General features: G+C 50.2%; 34 protein-coding genes. 31 read left to right on the plus strand and 3 right to left on the minus strand.

Annotated elements, in window-relative coordinates; translation table 11 throughout:
- The first annotated feature begins 200 nt into the window (after positions 1–200).
- The 31 genes from rpsJ (at position 201) to arfA (ending at position 15,036) form a co-directional block, all read left to right on the plus strand.
- Positions 201–512 (plus strand): 30S ribosomal protein S10, encoded by a 312-nt coding sequence (rpsJ, locus tag HV302_RS02020; protein ID WP_001181005.1) that lies wholly within the window; start codon positions 201–203, stop codon positions 510–512.
- Positions 513–544: 32 nt separating this feature from the next.
- Entirely contained in the window at positions 545–1,174 is a 630-nt protein-coding gene (gene rplC / locus HV302_RS02025; RefSeq protein WP_003031117.1) for a 50S ribosomal protein L3, read from the plus strand.
- 10 nt (positions 1,175–1,184) lie between these two features.
- Entirely contained in the window at positions 1,185–1,790 is a 606-nt protein-coding gene (gene rplD, locus HV302_RS02030; RefSeq protein WP_003031119.1) for a 50S ribosomal protein L4, read from the plus strand.
- Positions 1,787–2,089, plus strand: coding sequence for a 50S ribosomal protein L23 (gene rplW, locus HV302_RS02035; RefSeq protein WP_000617546.1), 303 nt, complete (start codon positions 1,787–1,789; stop codon positions 2,087–2,089). Before rplD ends, rplW begins: the two co-directional genes overlap by 4 nt.
- A gap of 17 nt (positions 2,090–2,106) precedes the next feature.
- Positions 2,107–2,928, plus strand: a complete 822-nt coding sequence (gene rplB / locus HV302_RS02040; protein ID WP_016154746.1) for a 50S ribosomal protein L2 — start codon at positions 2,107–2,109, stop codon at positions 2,926–2,928.
- Between the two features lie 16 nt (positions 2,929–2,944).
- On the plus strand, positions 2,945–3,223 hold the full coding sequence (gene rpsS, locus HV302_RS02045) for a 30S ribosomal protein S19 (RefSeq protein WP_001138115.1): 279 nt from the start codon (positions 2,945–2,947) through the stop codon (positions 3,221–3,223).
- 14 nt (positions 3,224–3,237) lie between these two features.
- Complete coding sequence (gene rplV, locus HV302_RS02050; RefSeq protein ID WP_000448832.1) at positions 3,238–3,570, plus strand: 50S ribosomal protein L22; 333 nt, start codon at positions 3,238–3,240, stop codon at positions 3,568–3,570.
- Between the two features lie 17 nt (positions 3,571–3,587).
- Entirely contained in the window at positions 3,588–4,289 is a 702-nt protein-coding gene (gene rpsC / locus HV302_RS02055; RefSeq protein ID WP_000529945.1) for a 30S ribosomal protein S3, read from the plus strand.
- 12 nt (positions 4,290–4,301) lie between these two features.
- Complete coding sequence (gene rplP, locus HV302_RS02060) at positions 4,302–4,712, plus strand: 50S ribosomal protein L16 (protein WP_000941212.1); 411 nt, start codon at positions 4,302–4,304, stop codon at positions 4,710–4,712.
- Positions 4,712–4,903 (plus strand): 50S ribosomal protein L29, encoded by a 192-nt coding sequence (rpmC, locus tag HV302_RS02065; RefSeq protein WP_000644742.1) that lies wholly within the window; start codon positions 4,712–4,714, stop codon positions 4,901–4,903. Before rplP ends, rpmC begins: the two co-directional genes overlap by 1 nt.
- On the plus strand, positions 4,903–5,157 hold the full coding sequence (gene rpsQ, locus HV302_RS02070) for a 30S ribosomal protein S17 (protein ID WP_003031120.1): 255 nt from the start codon (positions 4,903–4,905) through the stop codon (positions 5,155–5,157). The genes rpmC and rpsQ overlap by 1 nt, the downstream gene beginning before the upstream one ends.
- 163 nt (positions 5,158–5,320) lie before the next feature.
- Entirely contained in the window at positions 5,321–5,692 is a 372-nt protein-coding gene (gene rplN / locus HV302_RS02075; RefSeq protein ID WP_000613954.1) for a 50S ribosomal protein L14, read from the plus strand.
- A gap of 10 nt (positions 5,693–5,702) precedes the next feature.
- A complete protein-coding gene (gene rplX / locus HV302_RS02080) occupies positions 5,703–6,017 on the plus strand; it encodes a 50S ribosomal protein L24 (RefSeq protein ID WP_003031122.1) in 315 nt (104 codons plus the stop codon).
- 14 nt (positions 6,018–6,031) lie between these two features.
- Entirely contained in the window at positions 6,032–6,571 is a 540-nt protein-coding gene (rplE, locus tag HV302_RS02085; RefSeq protein ID WP_003031123.1) for a 50S ribosomal protein L5, read from the plus strand.
- Positions 6,572–6,585: 14 nt separating this feature from the next.
- On the plus strand, positions 6,586–6,891 hold the full coding sequence (rpsN, locus tag HV302_RS02090; protein WP_003031125.1) for a 30S ribosomal protein S14: 306 nt from the start codon (positions 6,586–6,588) through the stop codon (positions 6,889–6,891).
- 30 nt (positions 6,892–6,921) lie between these two features.
- Positions 6,922–7,314: a 30S ribosomal protein S8 gene (gene rpsH / locus HV302_RS02095; RefSeq protein ID WP_003031127.1), complete on the plus strand. Its 393-nt coding sequence runs from the start codon at positions 6,922–6,924 to the stop codon at positions 7,312–7,314.
- Positions 7,315–7,326: 12 nt separating this feature from the next.
- Positions 7,327–7,860: a 50S ribosomal protein L6 gene (gene rplF / locus HV302_RS02100; protein ID WP_003031129.1), complete on the plus strand. Its 534-nt coding sequence runs from the start codon at positions 7,327–7,329 to the stop codon at positions 7,858–7,860.
- A 9-nt stretch (positions 7,861–7,869) separates the two neighbouring features.
- Positions 7,870–8,223 carry a 50S ribosomal protein L18 gene (rplR, locus tag HV302_RS02105; RefSeq protein WP_000358960.1) on the plus strand — a complete coding sequence of 118 codons (354 nt, stop codon included), beginning with the start codon at positions 7,870–7,872 and terminating at the stop codon, positions 8,221–8,223.
- A gap of 14 nt (positions 8,224–8,237) precedes the next feature.
- Entirely contained in the window at positions 8,238–8,741 is a 504-nt protein-coding gene (rpsE, locus tag HV302_RS02110) for a 30S ribosomal protein S5 (RefSeq protein ID WP_003031131.1), read from the plus strand.
- A 3-nt stretch (positions 8,742–8,744) separates the two neighbouring features.
- Entirely contained in the window at positions 8,745–8,924 is a 180-nt protein-coding gene (rpmD, locus tag HV302_RS02115) for a 50S ribosomal protein L30 (protein WP_001140434.1), read from the plus strand.
- A 3-nt stretch (positions 8,925–8,927) separates the two neighbouring features.
- Positions 8,928–9,362, plus strand: a complete 435-nt coding sequence (gene rplO, locus HV302_RS02120; RefSeq protein WP_003031132.1) for a 50S ribosomal protein L15 — start codon at positions 8,928–8,930, stop codon at positions 9,360–9,362.
- Between the two features lie 7 nt (positions 9,363–9,369).
- The gene (secY, locus tag HV302_RS02125) at positions 9,370–10,701 is read left to right on the plus strand and encodes a preprotein translocase subunit SecY (protein WP_001118864.1); all 1,332 of its coding nucleotides are present in this window, start codon (positions 9,370–9,372) and stop codon (positions 10,699–10,701) included.
- Positions 10,702–10,731: 30 nt separating this feature from the next.
- Complete coding sequence (gene rpmJ, locus HV302_RS02130; RefSeq protein ID WP_000868187.1) at positions 10,732–10,848, plus strand: 50S ribosomal protein L36; 117 nt, start codon at positions 10,732–10,734, stop codon at positions 10,846–10,848.
- 146 nt (positions 10,849–10,994) lie between these two features.
- Positions 10,995–11,351 carry a 30S ribosomal protein S13 gene (rpsM, locus tag HV302_RS02135; protein WP_003031135.1) on the plus strand — a complete coding sequence of 119 codons (357 nt, stop codon included), beginning with the start codon at positions 10,995–10,997 and terminating at the stop codon, positions 11,349–11,351.
- Between the two features lie 16 nt (positions 11,352–11,367).
- A complete protein-coding gene (rpsK, locus tag HV302_RS02140) occupies positions 11,368–11,757 on the plus strand; it encodes a 30S ribosomal protein S11 (protein ID WP_003031137.1) in 390 nt (129 codons plus the stop codon).
- Between the two features lie 33 nt (positions 11,758–11,790).
- Positions 11,791–12,411 carry a 30S ribosomal protein S4 gene (rpsD, locus tag HV302_RS02145; protein ID WP_003031138.1) on the plus strand — a complete coding sequence of 207 codons (621 nt, stop codon included), beginning with the start codon at positions 11,791–11,793 and terminating at the stop codon, positions 12,409–12,411.
- A 25-nt stretch (positions 12,412–12,436) separates the two neighbouring features.
- A complete protein-coding gene (locus HV302_RS02150; protein WP_003031139.1) occupies positions 12,437–13,426 on the plus strand; it encodes a DNA-directed RNA polymerase subunit alpha in 990 nt (329 codons plus the stop codon).
- A gap of 40 nt (positions 13,427–13,466) precedes the next feature.
- Complete coding sequence (rplQ, locus tag HV302_RS02155; protein WP_001216370.1) at positions 13,467–13,850, plus strand: 50S ribosomal protein L17; 384 nt, start codon at positions 13,467–13,469, stop codon at positions 13,848–13,850.
- 106 nt (positions 13,851–13,956) lie between these two features.
- Complete coding sequence (locus tag HV302_RS02160; protein WP_049281757.1) at positions 13,957–14,325, plus strand: DUF1992 domain-containing protein; 369 nt, start codon at positions 13,957–13,959, stop codon at positions 14,323–14,325.
- A 10-nt stretch (positions 14,326–14,335) separates the two neighbouring features.
- On the plus strand, positions 14,336–14,761 hold the full coding sequence (gene zntR / locus HV302_RS02165; protein WP_016154744.1) for a Zn(2+)-responsive transcriptional regulator: 426 nt from the start codon (positions 14,336–14,338) through the stop codon (positions 14,759–14,761).
- Between the two features lie 56 nt (positions 14,762–14,817).
- Entirely contained in the window at positions 14,818–15,036 is a 219-nt protein-coding gene (gene arfA / locus HV302_RS02170) for an alternative ribosome-rescue factor ArfA (protein ID WP_016157605.1), read from the plus strand.
- Here arfA and mscL read toward each other — a convergent pair.
- From mscL to rsmB, 3 genes are all read right to left on the minus strand, one after another.
- Positions 15,033–15,446 carry a large-conductance mechanosensitive channel protein MscL gene (mscL, locus tag HV302_RS02175; protein ID WP_016154742.1) on the minus strand — a complete coding sequence of 138 codons (414 nt, stop codon included), beginning with the start codon at positions 15,444–15,446 and terminating at the stop codon, positions 15,033–15,035. The genes arfA and mscL overlap by 4 nt on opposite strands.
- A 141-nt stretch (positions 15,447–15,587) precedes the next feature.
- On the minus strand, positions 15,588–16,964 hold the full coding sequence (gene trkA, locus HV302_RS02180) for a Trk system potassium transporter TrkA (protein ID WP_181626862.1): 1,377 nt from the start codon (positions 16,962–16,964) through the stop codon (positions 15,588–15,590).
- A 21-nt stretch (positions 16,965–16,985) separates the two neighbouring features.
- On the minus strand, positions 16,986–18,275 hold the full coding sequence (rsmB, locus tag HV302_RS02185; protein WP_019078180.1) for a 16S rRNA (cytosine(967)-C(5))-methyltransferase RsmB: 1,290 nt from the start codon (positions 18,273–18,275) through the stop codon (positions 16,986–16,988).
- Positions 18,276–18,310 lie beyond the last annotated feature (35 nt).

An 18,310-nucleotide genomic window follows, 5' to 3' on the forward strand; every position in this document is an offset into this window, starting at 1 on the left:
TCACTTGCATCCGTACCGGCTATACGTATAATACGCCAGCCTGTCAAATCTGACGGGTAGTTCGATATGAACTGTGGCGGTTTACCGTCAACAACGCTCCCAATCAGGGGGCTACGTAAGAACGGTTACACTCTCCCATCAATCGTAATGGGTTTGAGGAGTAACTATTTCGTCTATAAAATAATTGGAGCTCTGGTCTCATGCAGAACCAAAGAATCCGTATCCGTTTGAAAGCGTTTGATCATCGTCTGATCGATCAATCAACCGCGGAAATCGTCGAGACTGCCAAGCGCACTGGTGCGCAGGTTCGTGGTCCGATCCCGCTGCCGACCCGCAAAGAGCGTTTCACCGTTCTGATCTCCCCGCACGTCAACAAAGACGCGCGTGATCAGTACGAGATCCGTACTCACAAGCGTCTGGTTGACATCGTTGAGCCAACTGAAAAAACCGTTGATGCTCTGATGCGTCTGGACCTGGCTGCCGGTGTAGACGTGCAGATCAGCCTGGGTTAATCAGGTCATCGAGCGATTGAGAGGTTGATACAATGATTGGTTTAGTCGGTAAAAAAGTGGGTATGACCCGCATCTTCACTGAAGATGGCGTATCTATCCCAGTAACCGTTATCGAAGTTGAAGCAAACCGCGTTACTCAGGTTAAAGATCTGGCTAACGATGGCTATCGCGCTGTTCAGGTTACCACCGGTGCTAAAAAAGCTAACCGCGTAACTAAGCCGGAAGCTGGTCACTTTGCTAAAGCTGGCGTAGAAGCTGGCCGCGGCCTGTGGGAGTTCCGCCTGGCAGATGGTGAAGAATACACCGTTGGTCAGAACATTAGCGTTGAACTGTTTGCTGACGTTAAAAAAGTTGACGTAACCGGTACCTCTAAAGGTAAAGGTTTCGCTGGTACCGTTAAGCGCTGGAACTTCCGTACCCAGGACGCTACTCACGGTAACTCCTTGTCCCACCGCGTTCCGGGTTCTATCGGTCAGAACCAGACTCCGGGCAAAGTGTTTAAAGGCAAGAAAATGGCAGGTCAGCTGGGCAACGAACGTGTAACCGTTCAGAGCCTGGACGTAGTACGTGTTGACGCTGAGCGCAACCTGCTGCTGGTTAAAGGTGGTGTTCCGGGTGCGACCGGTTGCGACCTGATCGTTAAACCAGCTGTGAAGGCGTAAGGGGATAGCAATGGAATTAGTATTGAAAGACGCGCAGAGCGCGCTGACTGTTTCCGAAACTACCTTCGGTCGTGATTTCAACGAAGCGCTGGTTCACCAGGTTGTTGTTGCTTATGCAGCTGGTGCTCGTCAGGGTACTCGTGCTCAGAAGACTCGTGCTGAAGTAACTGGTTCAGGCAAAAAGCCGTGGCGCCAGAAAGGTACCGGCCGTGCGCGTTCAGGTTCTATCAAGAGCCCGATCTGGCGTTCAGGTGGCGTGACCTTCGCTGCTCGTCCACAGGACCACAGTCAAAAAGTTAACAAAAAGATGTACCGCGGCGCGCTGAAAAGCATTCTGTCCGAACTGGTACGTCAGGATCGTCTGATCGTTGTCGAATCATTCTCTGTAGAAGCGCCTAAAACTAAGCTGCTGGCACAGAAACTGAAAGACATGGCTCTGGAAGATGTGCTGATCATCACCGGTGAGCTGGACGAAAACCTGTTCCTGGCTGCGCGCAACCTGCACAAGGTTGACGTACGCGATGCAACTGGTATCGACCCGGTTAGCCTGATCGCCTTCGACAAAGTCGTAATGACTGCTGATGCTGTTAAGCAAGTTGAGGAGATGCTGGCATGATTCGTGAAGAACGTCTGCTGAAAGTGCTGCGCGCACCGCACGTTTCTGAAAAAGCGTCTACTGCGATGGAAAAAACTAACACCATCGTTCTCAAAGTTGCTAAAGACGCGACCAAAGCAGAAATCAAAGCTGCTGTGCAGAAACTGTTTGAAGTCGAAGTCGAAGTCGTTAACACCCTGGTAGTTAAAGGGAAAGTTAAACGTCACGGACAGCGTATCGGTCGTCGTAGCGACTGGAAAAAAGCTTACGTCACCCTGAAGGAAGGCCAGAATCTGGACTTCGTCGGCGGCGCTGAGTAAGTCGGAGGAGTAATACAATGGCAGTTGTTAAATGTAAACCGACATCTCCGGGTCGTCGCCACGTTGTTAAAGTGGTCAACCCAGAGCTGCACAAGGGCAAACCTTTTGCTCCGCTGGTTGAAAAAAACAGCAAATCCGGTGGTCGTAACAACAATGGCCGCATCACCACTCGTCACATCGGTGGTGGTCACAAGCAGGCTTATCGTATTGTTGACTTCAAACGCAACAAAGACGGTATCCCGGCAGTTGTTGAACGTCTTGAGTACGATCCGAACCGCTCCGCGAACATCGCGCTGGTTCTGTACAAAGACGGTGAACGCCGTTACATCCTGGCCCCTAAAGGCCTGAAAGCTGGCGACCAGGTTCAATCTGGCGTTGATGCTGCAATCAAAGCAGGTAACACCCTGCCGATGCGCAATATCCCGGTTGGTTCTACTGTTCATAACGTAGAAATGAAACCAGGTAAAGGCGGTCAGCTGGCACGTTCCGCTGGTACTTACGTTCAGATCGTTGCTCGTGATGGTGCTTATGTCACCCTGCGTCTGCGTTCTGGTGAAATGCGTAAAGTCGAAGCAGACTGCCGTGCAACTCTGGGCGAAGTTGGCAATGCTGAGCATATGCTGCGCGTTCTGGGTAAAGCAGGTGCTGCACGCTGGCGTGGTGTTCGTCCTACCGTTCGCGGTACTGCGATGAACCCAGTCGACCACCCACATGGTGGTGGTGAAGGTCGTAACTTTGGTAAGCACCCGGTAACTCCGTGGGGCGTTCAGACCAAAGGTAAGAAGACCCGCAGCAACAAGCGTACTGATAAATTCATCGTACGTCGCCGTAGCAAATAATTTTAGAGGATAAGCCATGCCACGTTCTCTCAAGAAAGGTCCTTTTATTGACCTGCACTTGCTGAAGAAGGTAGAGAAAGCGGTGGAAAGCGGAGACAAGAAGCCCCTGCGCACTTGGTCCCGTCGTTCAACGATCTTTCCTAACATGATCGGTTTGACCATCGCTGTCCATAATGGTCGTCAGCACGTTCCGGTATTTGTTTCCGACGAAATGGTCGGTCACAAACTGGGTGAATTCGCACCGACTCGTACTTATCGCGGCCATGCTGCTGATAAAAAAGCGAAGAAGAAATAAGGTAGGAGGAAGAGATGGAAACTTTAGCTCAACATCGCCATGCTCGTTCTTCTGCTCAGAAGGTTCGCCTTGTTGCAGACCTGATTCGCGGTAAGAAAGTGTCGCAGGCTCTGGATATTCTGACCTACACCAATAAGAAAGCGGCTGTACTGGTCAAGAAAGTCCTGGAATCTGCCATTGCTAACGCTGAACACAACGATGGCGCTGACATTGACGATCTGAAAGTTACGAAAATTTTCGTAGACGAAGGCCCGAGCATGAAGCGCATTATGCCGCGTGCAAAAGGTCGTGCAGATCGCATCCTGAAGCGCACCAGCCACATTACTGTGGTTGTGTCCGATCGCTGAGACTCTGGAGACTAGCAATGGGTCAGAAAGTACATCCTAATGGTATTCGCCTGGGTATTGTAAAACCATGGAACTCAACCTGGTTTGCGAACACCAAAGAATTCGCTGACAACCTGGACAGCGATTTTAAAGTACGTCAGTACCTGACTAAGGAACTGGCTAAAGCGTCTGTATCTCGTATCGTTATCGAGCGTCCGGCTAAGAGCATCCGTGTGACCATTCACACCGCTCGCCCGGGTATCGTTATCGGTAAGAAAGGTGAAGACGTAGAAAAACTGCGCAAAGTCGTAGCGGATATTGCTGGCGTTCCTGCTCAGATCAATATCGCCGAAGTGCGTAAACCTGAACTGGATGCAAAATTGGTTGCTGACAGCATCACTTCTCAGCTGGAACGTCGTGTTATGTTCCGTCGTGCTATGAAGCGTGCTGTACAGAACGCAATGCGTCTGGGCGCTAAAGGTATTAAAGTTGAAGTTAGCGGCCGTCTGGGCGGCGCGGAAATCGCACGTACCGAATGGTACCGCGAAGGTCGCGTACCTCTGCACACTCTGCGTGCTGACATCGACTACAACACCTCTGAAGCGCACACCACTTACGGTGTAATCGGCGTTAAAGTGTGGATCTTCAAAGGCGAGATCCTGGGTGGTATGGCTGCTGTTGAACAACCGGAAAAACCGGCTGCGCAACCTAAAAAGCAGCAGCGTAAAGGCCGTAAATAAGGAGCGTCGCTGATGTTACAACCAAAGCGTACAAAATTCCGTAAAATGCACAAAGGCCGTAACCGCGGTCTGGCGCAGGGTACGGATGTTAGCTTCGGCAGCTTCGGTCTGAAAGCTGTTGGCCGTGGTCGTCTGACTGCCCGTCAGATCGAAGCAGCACGTCGTGCTATGACCCGTGCAGTTAAGCGTCAAGGTAAGATCTGGATCCGTGTATTCCCGGACAAACCGATCACTGAAAAGCCGCTGGCAGTGCGTATGGGTAAAGGTAAAGGTAACGTGGAGTATTGGGTTGCCTTGATTCAGCCGGGTAAAGTCCTGTATGAAATGGACGGCGTACCGGAAGAGCTGGCCCGTGAAGCATTCAAGCTGGCAGCAGCGAAACTGCCGATTAAAACCACCTTTGTAACTAAGACGGTGATGTAATGAAAGCAAAAGAGCTGCGTGAGAAGAGTGTTGAAGAGCTGAACACCGAGCTGCTGAATCTGCTGCGTGAGCAGTTCAACCTGCGTATGCAGGCTGCAAGTGGCCAGCTGCAACAGTCTCACCTGTTGAAGCAAGTGCGTCGTGATGTCGCACGCGTTAAGACTTTACTGACTGAGAAGGCGGGTGCGTAATGACCGATAAAATCCGTACTCTGCAAGGTCGCGTTGTTAGCGATAAAATGGAGAAATCCATCGTTGTTGCTATCGAACGTTTTGTGAAACACCCGATCTACGGTAAATTCATTAAGCGTACGACCAAACTGCACGTACATGACGAGAACAACGAATGCGGTACTGGTGACGTGGTTGAAATCCGCGAATGCCGTCCGCTGTCCAAGACTAAGTCCTGGACGCTGGTTCGCGTTGTAGAGAAAGCCGTTCTGTAATACAGTAGGCATTCTCAACGAATAAACGGCTCAGCGATGAGCCGTTTATTTTTTCTACCCATATCGTTGAAGCGGTGTTATAATGCCGCGCCCCCGATATGGGGCTTTTTTAACGACCTGATTTTCGGGTCTCAGTAGTAGTTGACATTAGCGGAGCACTAAAATGATCCAAGAACAGACTATGCTGAACGTCGCCGACAACTCCGGTGCACGTCGCGTAATGTGTATCAAGGTTCTGGGTGGCTCGCACCGTCGCTACGCAGGCGTCGGCGATATCATCAAGATCACCATCAAGGAAGCAATTCCGCGTGGTAAGGTCAAAAAAGGTGATGTGCTGAAGGCGGTAGTGGTGCGCACCAAGAAGGGTGTTCGTCGCCCGGACGGTTCTGTCATTCGCTTCGATGGTAATGCATGCGTTATTTTAAACAATAACAGCGAGCAACCTATCGGTACGCGTATTTTTGGGCCGGTAACTCGTGAACTTCGTAACGAGAAGTTCATGAAAATTATCTCTCTGGCACCAGAAGTACTCTAAGGAGCGAATCATGGCAGCGAAGATCCGTCGTGATGACGAAGTTATCGTGTTAACCGGTAAAGATAAAGGTAAACGCGGTAAAGTTAAGAATGTCCTGTCTTCCGGCAAGGTCATTGTTGAAGGTATCAACCTGGTTAAGAAACATCAGAAGCCGGTTCCGGCCCTGAACCAACCAGGCGGCATTGTAGAGAAAGAAGCAGCTATTCAGATCTCTAACCTTGCTATCTTCAACGCGGCAACCGGCAAGGCTGACCGTGTAGGCTTTAGATTCGAAGACGGCAAAAAAGTCCGTTTCTTTAAATCTAACAGCGAAACTATCAAGTAATTTGGAGTAGTACGATGGCGAAACTGCATGATTACTACAAAGACGAAGTAGTCGCTAAACTCATGACTGAGTTTAACTACAATTCTGTCATGCAAGTCCCTCGGGTCGAGAAGATCACCCTGAACATGGGTGTTGGTGAAGCGATCGCTGACAAGAAACTGCTGGATAACGCAGCAGCTGACCTGACAGCAATCTCCGGTCAAAAACCGCTGATCACCAAAGCACGCAAATCAGTTGCAGGCTTCAAAATCCGTCAGGGCTATCCGATCGGCTGTAAAGTAACTCTGCGTGGCGAACGCATGTGGGAGTTCTTTGAGCGCCTGATCACTATTGCTGTTCCACGTATCCGTGACTTCCGTGGCTTGTCCGCTAAGTCTTTCGACGGTCGTGGTAACTACAGCATGGGTGTCCGTGAGCAGATCATCTTCCCAGAAATCGACTACGATAAAGTCGACCGCGTGCGTGGTTTGGATATTACCATTACCACTACTGCGAAATCTGATGAAGAAGGCCGTGCTCTGCTGGCTGCCTTTGACTTCCCGTTCCGCAAGTAAGGTAGGGTTACTGAATGGCTAAGCAATCAATGAAAGCACGCGAAGTAAAGCGCGTAGCTTTAGCTGATAAGTACTTCGCAAAACGCGCTGAACTGAAAGCTATTATCTCTGATGTGAACGCGACCGACGAAGATCGTTGGAACGCAGTTCTCAAGCTGCAGTCTCTGCCGCGTGATTCCAGCCCGTCCCGTCAGCGTAACCGCTGCCGTCAAACAGGTCGTCCGCATGGCTATGTGGGCAAGTTCGGGTTGAGCCGTATCAAACTGCGTGAAGCCGCTATGCGCGGTGAAGTACCAGGCTTGAAAAAGGCTAGCTGGTAATTACCAATTGAATCACGGGAGTAAAGACAGATGAGCATGCAAGATCCGATCGCGGATATGCTGACCCGTATCCGTAACGGTCAGGCCGCGAATAAAGCTGCGGTCACCATGCCTTCCTCCAAGCTGAAAGTGGCAATTGCCAACGTGCTGAAGGAAGAAGGTTTTATTGAAGATTTTAAAGTTGAAGGCGACACCAAGCCGGAACTGGAACTTACTCTTAAGTATTTCCAGGGTAAAGCTGTTGTAGAAAGCATTCAGCGTGTCAGTCGCCCAGGTCTGCGCATTTATAAGCGTAAAGACGAGCTGCCGAAAGTTATGGCTGGCATGGGTATCGCAGTTGTTTCTACCTCTAAAGGTGTTATGACTGATCGTGCAGCGCGCCAGGCTGGTCTTGGTGGCGAAATTATCTGCTACGTAGCCTAATCGGAGGAAAAAATGTCTCGTGTTGCTAAAGCACCGGTCGTTATTCCTGCCGGCGTTGATGTAAAAATCAACGGTCAGGTTATTACGATCAAAGGTAAAAACGGCGAGCTGACTCGTACTCTCAACGATGCTGTTGCAGTAAATCATGCAGATAATGCACTGACCTTCGGTCCGCGTGATGGTTACGCAGATGGATGGGCTCAGGCTGGTACCGCGCGTGCCCTGCTGAATGCAATGGTTGTCGGTGTTACCGAAGGCTTCACTAAGAAGCTACAGCTGGTTGGTGTAGGTTATCGTGCAGCGGTTAAAGGGAATGTAGTAAACCTGGCTTTAGGTTTCTCTCACCCTGTTGACCATCAGCTGCCTGCGGGTATTACTGCAGAATGTCCGTCTCAGACTGAAATCGTGCTGAAAGGCGCTGATAAACAGCTGATCGGTCAGGTTGCAGCAGATCTGCGCGCCTACCGTCGTCCTGAGCCTTATAAAGGCAAGGGTGTTCGTTACGCCGACGAAGTCGTGCGTACCAAAGAGGCTAAGAAGAAGTAAGGTAACACTATGGATAAGAAATCTGCTCGTATCCGTCGTGCGACCCGCGCACGCCGCAAGCTCCAGGAGCTGGGCGCAACTCGCCTGGTGGTACATCGTACCCCGCGTCATATTTACGCACAGGTAATTGCACCGAACGGTTCTGAAGTTCTGGTAGCTGCTTCTACTGTAGAAAAAGCTATCGCTGAACAATTGAAGTACACCGGTAACAAAGACGCTGCTGCAGCTGTAGGTAAAGCTGTTGCTGAACGCGCTCTGGAAAAAGGCATCAAAGATGTTTCTTTTGACCGTTCCGGGTTCCAATATCATGGTCGTGTCCAGGCACTGGCAGATGCTGCCCGTGAAGCTGGCCTTCAGTTCTAAGGTAGAGGTGTAAGATGGCTCACATCGAAAAACAAGCTGGCGAACTGCAGGAAAAGCTGATCGCGGTTAACCGCGTATCTAAAACCGTTAAAGGTGGTCGTATTTTCTCCTTCACAGCTCTGACTGTAGTTGGTGATGGTAACGGTCGCGTTGGTTTTGGTTACGGTAAAGCGCGTGAAGTTCCAGCAGCGATCCAGAAAGCGATGGAAAAAGCCCGTCGCAATATGATTAACGTCGCGCTGAACCACGGCACCCTGCAGCACCCGGTTAAGGGTACTCACACGGGTTCTCGTGTATTCATGCAGCCGGCTTCCGAAGGTACCGGTATCATCGCCGGTGGTGCAATGCGCGCCGTTCTGGAAGTCGCTGGAGTTCGTAACGTTCTGGCTAAAGCGTATGGTTCTACTAACCCGATTAACGTGGTTCGTGCAACTATCGATGGCCTGGAAAATATGAAATCTCCGGAAATGGTCGCTGCCAAGCGTGGTAAATCCGTTGAAGAAATTCTGGGGAAATAAACCATGGCAAAGACTATTAAAATTACTCAAACCCGCAGTGCAATCGGTCGTCTGCCGAAACATAAGGCAACGCTGCTTGGCCTGGGTCTGCGTCGTATTGGTCACACCGTAGAGCGCGAGGATACTCCTGCTGTTCGTGGTATGGTCAACGCGGTTTCCTTCATGGTTAAAGTTGAGGAGTAAGAGATGCGTTTAAATACTCTGTCTCCGGCCGAAGGCTCTAAAAAAGCGGCTCGCCGCCTGGGTCGTGGTATCGGTTCTGGCCTCGGTAAAACCGGTGGTCGTGGTCACAAAGGTCAGAAGTCTCGTTCTGGCGGTGGCGTACGTCGCGGTTTCGAGGGTGGTCAGATGCCTCTGTACCGTCGTCTGCCGAAATTCGGCTTCACTTCACGTAAAGCAGCGATTACAGCCGAAGTTCGTCTGTCTGACCTGGCTAAAGTTGAAGGCGGTGTTGTAGACCTGAACACGCTGAAAGCAGCTAACATTATCGGTATCCAGATCGAGTTCGCGAAAGTGATTCTGGCTGGTGAAGTCACTACTCCGGTAACTGTTCGTGGCCTGCGTGTTACTAAAGGCGCTCGTGCTGCTATCGAAGCTGCTGGCGGTAAAATCGAGGAATAAGTAGCAGATGGCTAAACAACCGGGATTAGATTTTCAAAGTGCCAAAGGTGGCTTAGGCGAGCTGAAACGCAGACTGCTGTTTGTAATCGGCGCGCTGATTGTGTTCCGTATTGGCTCTTTCATTCCGATCCCTGGTATTGATGCCGCTGTACTTGCCAAACTGCTTGAGCAACAGCGAGGCACCATCATTGAAATGTTTAACATGTTCTCTGGTGGTGCTCTAAGCCGTGCTTCTATCTTTGCTCTGGGGATCATGCCGTATATTTCGGCGTCGATTATTATCCAGCTGCTGACGGTGGTTCATCCAACGCTGGCAGAAATTAAGAAAGAAGGGGAGTCTGGTCGTCGTAAGATCAGCCAGTACACCCGCTACGGTACTCTGGTGCTGGCAATATTCCAGTCGATCGGTATTGCTACCGGTCTGCCGAATATGCCTGGTATGCAGGGCCTGGTAATGAATCCAGGCTTTGCATTCTATTTCACCGCTGTTGTAAGTCTGGTTACAGGGACGATGTTCCTGATGTGGTTGGGCGAACAGATTACTGAACGTGGTATCGGCAACGGTATCTCAATCATTATCTTCGCCGGTATTGTCGCGGGACTCCCGCCAGCCATTGCCCATACTATCGAGCAAGCGCGTCAAGGCGACCTGCACTTCCTCGTGTTGCTGTTGGTTGCAGTATTAGTATTTGCAGTGACGTTCTTTGTTGTATTTGTTGAGCGTGGTCAACGCCGCATTGTGGTAAACTACGCAAAACGTCAGCAAGGTCGTCGTGTCTATGCTGCACAGAGCACACATTTACCGCTGAAAGTGAATATGGCGGGGGTAATCCCGGCAATCTTCGCTTCCAGTATTATTCTGTTCCCAGCGACCATCGCGTCATGGTTCGGGGGCGGGACTGGTTGGAACTGGCTGACAACAATTTCGCTGTATTTGCAGCCTGGGCAACCGCTTTATGTGTTACTCTATGCGTCTGCAATCATATTCTTCTGTTTCTTTTACACGGCGTTGGTTTTCAACCCGCGAGAAACAGCAGATAACCTGAAGAAGTCCGGTGCATTTGTACCAGGAATTCGTCCGGGAGAGCAAACGGCGAAGTATATCGATAAAGTAATGACCCGCCTGACTCTGGTTGGTGCGCTCTACATTACCTTTATCTGCCTGATCCCGGAGTTCATGCGTGATGCAATGAAAGTACCGTTCTACTTTGGTGGGACCTCACTGCTTATCGTTGTTGTCGTGATTATGGACTTTATGGCTCAAGTGCAAACTCTGATGATGTCAAGTCAGTACGAGTCTGCATTGAAGAAGGCGAATCTGAAAGGCTACGGCCGTTAACAGTCGCCCGAGAAGTTACGGAGAGTAAAAATGAAAGTTCGTGCTTCCGTCAAGAAATTATGCCGTAACTGCAAAATCGTTAAGCGTGATGGTGTCATCCGTGTGATTTGCAGTGCCGAGCCGAAGCATAAACAGCGCCAAGGCTGATTTATTCGCATATTTTTCTTGCAAAGTTGGGTTGAGCTGGCTAGATTAGCCAGCCAATCTTTTGTATGTCTGTGCGTTTCCATTTGAGTATCCTGAAAACGGGCTTTTCAGCATGGTGCGTACATATTAAATAGTAGGAGTGCATAGTGGCCCGTATAGCAGGCATTAACATTCCTGATCAGAAACATGCTGTGATCGCATTAACTTCGATCTACGGCGTCGGCAAGACCCGTTCTAAAGCCATTCTGGCTGCCGCGGGTATCGCTGAAGATGTTAAGATCAGTGAGCTGTCTGAAGAACAAATCGACACGCTGCGTGACGAAGTTGCCAAATTTGTCGTTGAAGGTGATCTGCGCCGTGAAGTTAGCATGAGCATCAAGCGCCTTATGGACCTTGGTTGCTATCGCGGTTTGCGTCATCGTCGTGGTCTCCCGGTTCGCGGTCAGCGTACCAAGACCAACGCACGTACCCGTAAGGGTCCGCGCAAACCGATCAAGAAATAATCGGGGTGATTGAATAATGGCAAAGGCACCAATTCGTGCACGTAAACGTGTAAGAAAACAAGTCTCTGACGGCGTGGCTCATATCCATGCTTCTTTTAACAACACCATCGTTACCATTACTGATCGTCAGGGTAACGCACTGGGTTGGGCAACAGCCGGTGGTTCCGGTTTCCGTGGTTCTCGCAAATCCACTCCGTTTGCAGCTCAGGTTGCAGCAGAGCGTTGCGCTGAAGCCGTAAAAGAATACGGTATCAAGAATCTGGAAGTTATGGTCAAAGGACCGGGTCCAGGTCGCGAATCTACTGTTCGTGCTCTGAACGCCGCTGGTTTCCGCATCACTAATATTACTGATGTGACTCCGATCCCTCATAACGGTTGTCGTCCGCCGAAAAAACGTCGCGTATAACGCTGTCGTTTCTAGGATTGTTGGAGAAAGAAAATGGCAAGATATTTGGGTCCTAAGCTCAAGCTGAGCCGTCGTGAGGGCACTGACTTATTCCTTAAGTCTGGCGTTCGCGCGATCGATACCAAGTGTAAAATTGAACAAGCTCCTGGCCAGCACGGTGCGCGTAAACCGCGTCTGTCTGACTATGGTGTGCAGTTGCGTGAAAAGCAAAAAGTTCGCCGTATCTACGGTGTGCTGGAGCGTCAGTTCCGTAACTACTACAAAGAAGCAGCACGTCTGAAAGGCAACACCGGTGAAAACCTGTTGGGTCTGCTGGAAGGTCGTCTGGACAACGTTGTATACCGTATGGGCTTCGGTGCCACTCGTGCAGAAGCACGTCAGCTGGTCAGCCATAAAGCAATTATGGTAAACGGTCGTGTTGTTAACATCGCTTCTTATCAGGTTAGTCCGAATGACGTTGTTAGCATTCGTGAGAAAGCGAAGAAGCAGTCTCGCGTGAAAGCCGCTCTGGAGCTGGCTGAGCAGCGTGAAAAGCCAACCTGGCTGGAAGTTGATGCTGGCAAGATGGAAGGTACGTTCAAGCGTAAGCCGGAGCGTTCTGATCTGTCTGCGGACATTAACGAACACCTGATCGTCGAGCTTTACTCCAAGTAAAGCTTAGTACCAAAGAGAGGACACAATGCAGGGTTCTGTGACAGAGTTTCTAAAACCGCGCCTGGTAGATATCGAGCAAGTGAGTTCGACGCACGCCAAGGTGACCCTTGAGCCTTTAGAGCGTGGCTTTGGCCATACTTTGGGTAACGCACTGCGCCGTATTCTGCTCTCATCGATGCCGGGTTGCGCGGTGACCGAGGTTGAGATTGATGGTGTACTACATGAGTACAGCACCAAAGAAGGCGTTCAGGAAGATATCCTGGAAATCCTGCTCAACCTGAAAGGGCTGGCGGTGAGAGTTCAGGGTAAAGATGACGTTATTCTTACCTTGAATAAATCTGGCATTGGCCCTGTGACTGCAGCCGACATTACCCATGATGGTGATGTCGAAATCGTCAAGCCACAGCACGTGATCTGCCACCTGACCGATGAGAATGCATCTATTAGCATGCGTATCAAAGTTCAGCGCGGTCGTGGTTATGTGCCGGCTTCTACCCGAATTCATTCGGAAGAAGATGAGCGCCCAATCGGCCGTCTGCTGGTCGACGCATGCTACAGCCCTGTAGAGCGTATTGCCTACAATGTTGAAGCAGCGCGTGTAGAACAGCGTACCGACCTGGATAAGCTGGTCATCGAAATGGAAACCAACGGCACAATCGATCCTGAAGAGGCGATTCGTCGTGCGGCAACCATTCTGGCTGAACAACTTGAAGCTTTCGTTGACTTACGTGATGTACGTCAGCCGGAAGTTAAAGAAGAGAAACCAGAATTCGATCCGATCCTGCTGCGCCCTGTTGACGATCTGGAATTGACTGTCCGCTCTGCTAACTGCCTCAAAGCAGAAGCTATCCACTATATCGGTGATCTGGTACAGCGTACTGAGGTTGAGCTTCTTAAGACGCCTAACCTTGGTAAAAAATCTCTTACTGAGATTAAAGACGTGCTGGCTTCCCGTGGACTGTCTCTGGGCATGCGCCTGGAAAACTGGCCACCGGCAAGCATCGCTGACGAGTAACCGGATCACAGGTTAAGGTTTTACTGAGAAGGATAAGGTCATGCGCCATCGTAAGAGTGGTCGTCAACTGAACCGCAACAGCAGCCATCGCCAGGCTATGTTCCGCAATATGGCAGGTTCACTGGTTCGTCATGAAATCATCAAGACGACTCTGCCGAAAGCGAAAGAGCTGCGTCGCGTAGTTGAGCCGCTGATTACTCTTGCCAAGACTGATAGCGTAGCTAATCGTCGTCTGGCATTCGCCCGCACTCGTGATAACGAGATCGTGGCAAAACTGTTTAACGAACTGGGCCCGCGTTTCGCGAGCCGCGCCGGTGGTTACACTCGCATTCTGAAGTGTGGCTTCCGTGCAGGCGACAACGCGCCGATGGCATACATCGAGCTGGTTGATCGTTCAGAGAAAACAGAAGCTGCTGCAGAGTAATCTGTAGTAACGTAAAAAAACCCGCCTCGGCGGGTTTTTTTATATCCGTCATATCCCCACTTACCTACAATATCTGTACTCTTTTTGTTCATCACTGGAGTGTTGTATGTGGTTACTGGACCAGTGGGCAGAGCGCCATATTATTGATGCGCAGTCTAAAGGTGAGTTTGATGGTTTGCCTGGTACAGGAGAACCGTTGGTTCTTGACGATGATTCCCACATTCCGCCTGAACTTCGAGCCGGATTCCGTTTATTAAAAAATGCGGGATGTCTTCCTCCTGAGCTAGAGCAGCGCAGAGAGGCAATACAGCTGCTTGAAATACTTGCAGGGATCCGCAAAGATGATCCCCATTATCAGGAAGTGAGTCGAAGACTGTCACTACTGGAACTGAAACTTCGGCAAGCTGGACTCAGCACCGAGTTTTTACACGGTGAATACGCAGATAAGCTGCTACAGAAGATCAACGACGAATAGCGGAGATAGCATGTACCGTATTGGTGAATTAGCGAAACTGGCTGACGTGACGCCTGATACTATCCGCTACTATGAAAAGCAGCAGATGATGGAACATGAAATACGTACAGAAGGCGGGTTTCGTCTCTATACGGAAAGCGATCTTCAGCGTCTAAAGTTTATTCGCTATGCCCGTCAGCTTGGTTTCACTCTGGAATCGATCCGCGAACTGCTTTCGATCCGCATCGATCCCGAACACCATACCTGCCAGGAATCAAAAGGGATCGTCCAGGAAAGATTGCAGGAAGTGGAAGCGAGAATAGCTGAGCTTCAGGCGATGCAACGGTCGCTGCAGCGATTGAATGACGCGTGTTGTGGCAAGGCACACAGCAGCGTGTACTGCTCTATCCTTGAAGCACTTGAGCAAGGCGCCAGTGGATCACCATCAGGCTGTTGATTTATTGAACGGTCAGGTCTACACTCGCGGCGTAAATTACGACAACCGGAGGTATTATGAGTCGTTATCAGCACACTAAAGGGCAGATAAAAGATAACGCCATTGAGGCGCTTCTACATGACCCACTGTTCAGGCAGCGCGTTGAGAAAAATAAGAAAGGGAAAGGAAGTTATCTACGTAAAGGTAAACATGGTAATCGGGGTAACTGGGAGGCCAGTGGCAAGAAAGTCATTCACTTTTTTACCACTGGCCTTCTTGTTTCAGTGAGTGCTTAAGAGCGGTTATTCTGTTCTTTCAGCAGGTCACGAATTTCACTCAGCAATACTTCTTCTTTCGATGGCGCTGGCGGTGCTGCTGGCTCTTCCGCTTTTTTACGGTTCAGTTTGTTGATCAGCTTGATTGCCATAAAGATAGCAAACGCAACAATAACGAAATCAAAGATATTCTGAATAAATACACCGTAATGCATAACGACTGCAGGGATATCTCCCTGTGCATCACGTAGTGTTAAAGCAAACTGTTTAAAATCAATTCCACCAATTAACAACCCCAGCGGCGGCATGATGATATCGGCAACCAGTGATGAAACAATCTTCCCAAATGCCGCACCAATAATGACACCCACTGCCAAATCGACAACATTCCCGCGCATCGCGAATTCGCGAAATTCTTTAATAATGCTCATCTTATTCTCCCTATGCAGCTGACGTTTATAAGTTTAACAAATGTTTAGGCAATTTCCATTTATGTATTGCCTAAATAGAAATTTATTAAACCATGAAAAATAAAGGGAAATAATTTAGGCGCAGTTTCAGCGCCCAAATTATTACAGGAAGAACGGACTTGGCTGGAATAGTCGCTCGACGTCGGTAATAAACTTTTTATCTGTCAGGAACATAATTACGTGATCGCCCTGTTCAATACGCAGGTTATCATTGGCAATCATCACATCGTTACCACGCACAACGGCGCCAATAATGGTTCCTGGTGGAAGTTTAATTTCATCAATTGAGCGACCCACAACCCGTGACGTCGTTTCATCACCGTGTGCAACGGCTTCAATGGCTTCCGCGACGCCACGGCGCAGTGAAGATACACCAACAATATCCGCTTTACGCACATGACTGAGCAGCGCAGAGATGGTTGCCTGCTGCGGTGAAATCGCAATATCGATCACGCTGCCTTGCACCAGATCGACGTATGCTCTGCGTTGGATCAACACCATCACTTTCTTGGCGCCCATCCGTTTGGCAAGCATCGCCGACATGATATTCGCTTCATCATCGTTGGTTACCGCAATGAACAGATTAACCTGATCGATATGTTCTTCCGCCAGAAGCTCTTGATCCGAGGCATCACCAAAAAAGACGATCGTATTTTGCAGTTTCTCTGCAAGCTCGGATGCGCGCTGTTGATTACGTTCAATCAGTTTGACGCTGTAATCTTTTTCTAGTCGCCGTGCCAGCCCGGCGCCAATATTACCACCGCCCACTAACATAATGCGTTTGTAAGGCTTTTCCAGACGCTGTAATTCGCTCATTACGGCGCGAATATGCTGCGAGGCCGCGATGAAGAAAACTTCATCGCCCGCTTCAACAATGGTAGAACCTTGCGGACGGATCGGTCGGTCATGACGGAAAATCGCCGCAACGCGGGTATCGATGTGCGGCATATGCTCACGCATTGTCGACAGCGCATTACCAATCAGCGGCCCACCGTAATAGGCTTTCACCACGGCCAGGCTGACTTTTCCTTCGGCAAAATTCACTACCTGCAATGCGCCCGGATATTCAATCAGGCGATAAATGCTATCGATAACCAGTTGCTCAGGCGCAATCAGGTGATCGATAGGCACCGCATCAGATTGAAATAGCTTGTCCGCATCACGAACGTAATCCGGTGAACGAATACGAGCGATACGATTAGGCGTGTTAAACAGTGAATAAGCTACCTGGCAGGCAACCATATTTGTTTCATCTGAGCTGGTTACGGCAACCAGCATATCGGCATCGTCGGCACCGGCTTCACGTAGAACGCGGGGATGCGAACCATGCCCTTGCACGACACGGAGATCAAACTTGTCCTGTAGGCTACGCAGGCGCTCACCATTGGTATCGACTACCGTGATATCGTTGTTCTCTCCGACCAGGTTTTCAGCCAGCGTACCGCCAACTTGCCCTGCGCCCAGAATGATAATTTTCATCAGTCGCGACCCGTTATCTCATCACTTTTTGATTAGCTTAGCGTAAAAGAAGCCATCACCATCTTCCGCACTCGGTAAATTCTGACGTCCAGGTTTTTCCGGCGTACCGGTTACGCTTAATACCGCATCTGGCGTGCGAGCAAGGAAGGCGGCAATTTGCTGTTGGTTTTCTTCTGGCAGGATAGAGCAGGTTGCATAAACCAGCGTGCCGCCAGGTTTAAGATGTGGCCAGGTTGCATTCAGGATTTCAGCCTGCAACTGGGCAAGTTCAGCAATATCCCGGTCGCGACGCAGCCATTTGATATCCGGATGGCGACGGATCACTCCGGTGGCAGAACACGGAGCGTCCAGCAAAATACGGTCAAACTGTTGTTCACCGCACCACTGCTGTGGATAGCGGCCATCACCCTGTTTTACGGTTGCCTTCATACCCAGACGTTTTAGATTGTCGAAAACGCGCGATAAGCGTTTTTCATCAACATCGACAGCCATTACGTTAGCGTGCGGAGCAACTTCCAGAATGTGAGTGGTTTTGCCCCCCGGCGCACAGCATAGGTCGAGGATCTGTTCACCGTCCTCCGGCAACAGATAGTTTATGCATCCTTGAGCGGAAGCATCCTGGACGGTTACCCAGCCTTCATCAAAACCTGGGAGGGCGTGCACAGGAGCTGGCGTTTCCAGACGCACTGCATCCGGGTAATCTGGATGCGGGAAACCGGTTAATCCCGCTTCGGTCAGCAGGTCCAGCCAGGCATCGCGCGTATGATGGTTACGATTGACACGTAACCACATCGGCGGTCGCTGGTTATTGGCTTCAAGAATGGCTTCCCACTGCTGCGGATAAGCGGTCTTAATACGTTTCACCAGCCAGGAGGGGTGTAAGAAACGTAAATCGCTTTGAGAGAATTCAGCCAGTAGATCTTCTTGACGGCGCTGAAACTGGCGCAGCACGCCGTTGATCAGCCCTTTAAGCTGCGGACGCTTAATAACGACTGCGCCTTCTACGGTCTCTGCCAAAGCAGCATGCGGTGGAATACGAGTATGCAGCAGTTGGTAGAAGCCCACCATGATCAGATAGTGAACGGTGCGCTGTTTGCCCGTCATTGGACGTTCCATCAACTGCTGGATCATCCACTCCAGTTGGGAGAGTGTACGCAACACGCCGAAGCAAAGCTCCTGCAACAGTGCTTTGTCTTTATCGGCAACTTTTTGCTGCATGGCGGGCAGCACGTTGCTTAATGATTGTCCCTTTTCGACAACCTGTTCGACGGCCTGGGCCGCCATACTGCGTAAATTAAGATGTTTTTTCATAAGCGCAAAAATAAAAATGCCCGGAGATACCGGGC

The organism is Citrobacter sp. RHBSTW-00859, from assembly GCF_013729795.1.
Taxonomy (GTDB): Bacteria; Pseudomonadota; Gammaproteobacteria; order Enterobacterales; family Enterobacteriaceae; genus Citrobacter; species Citrobacter braakii.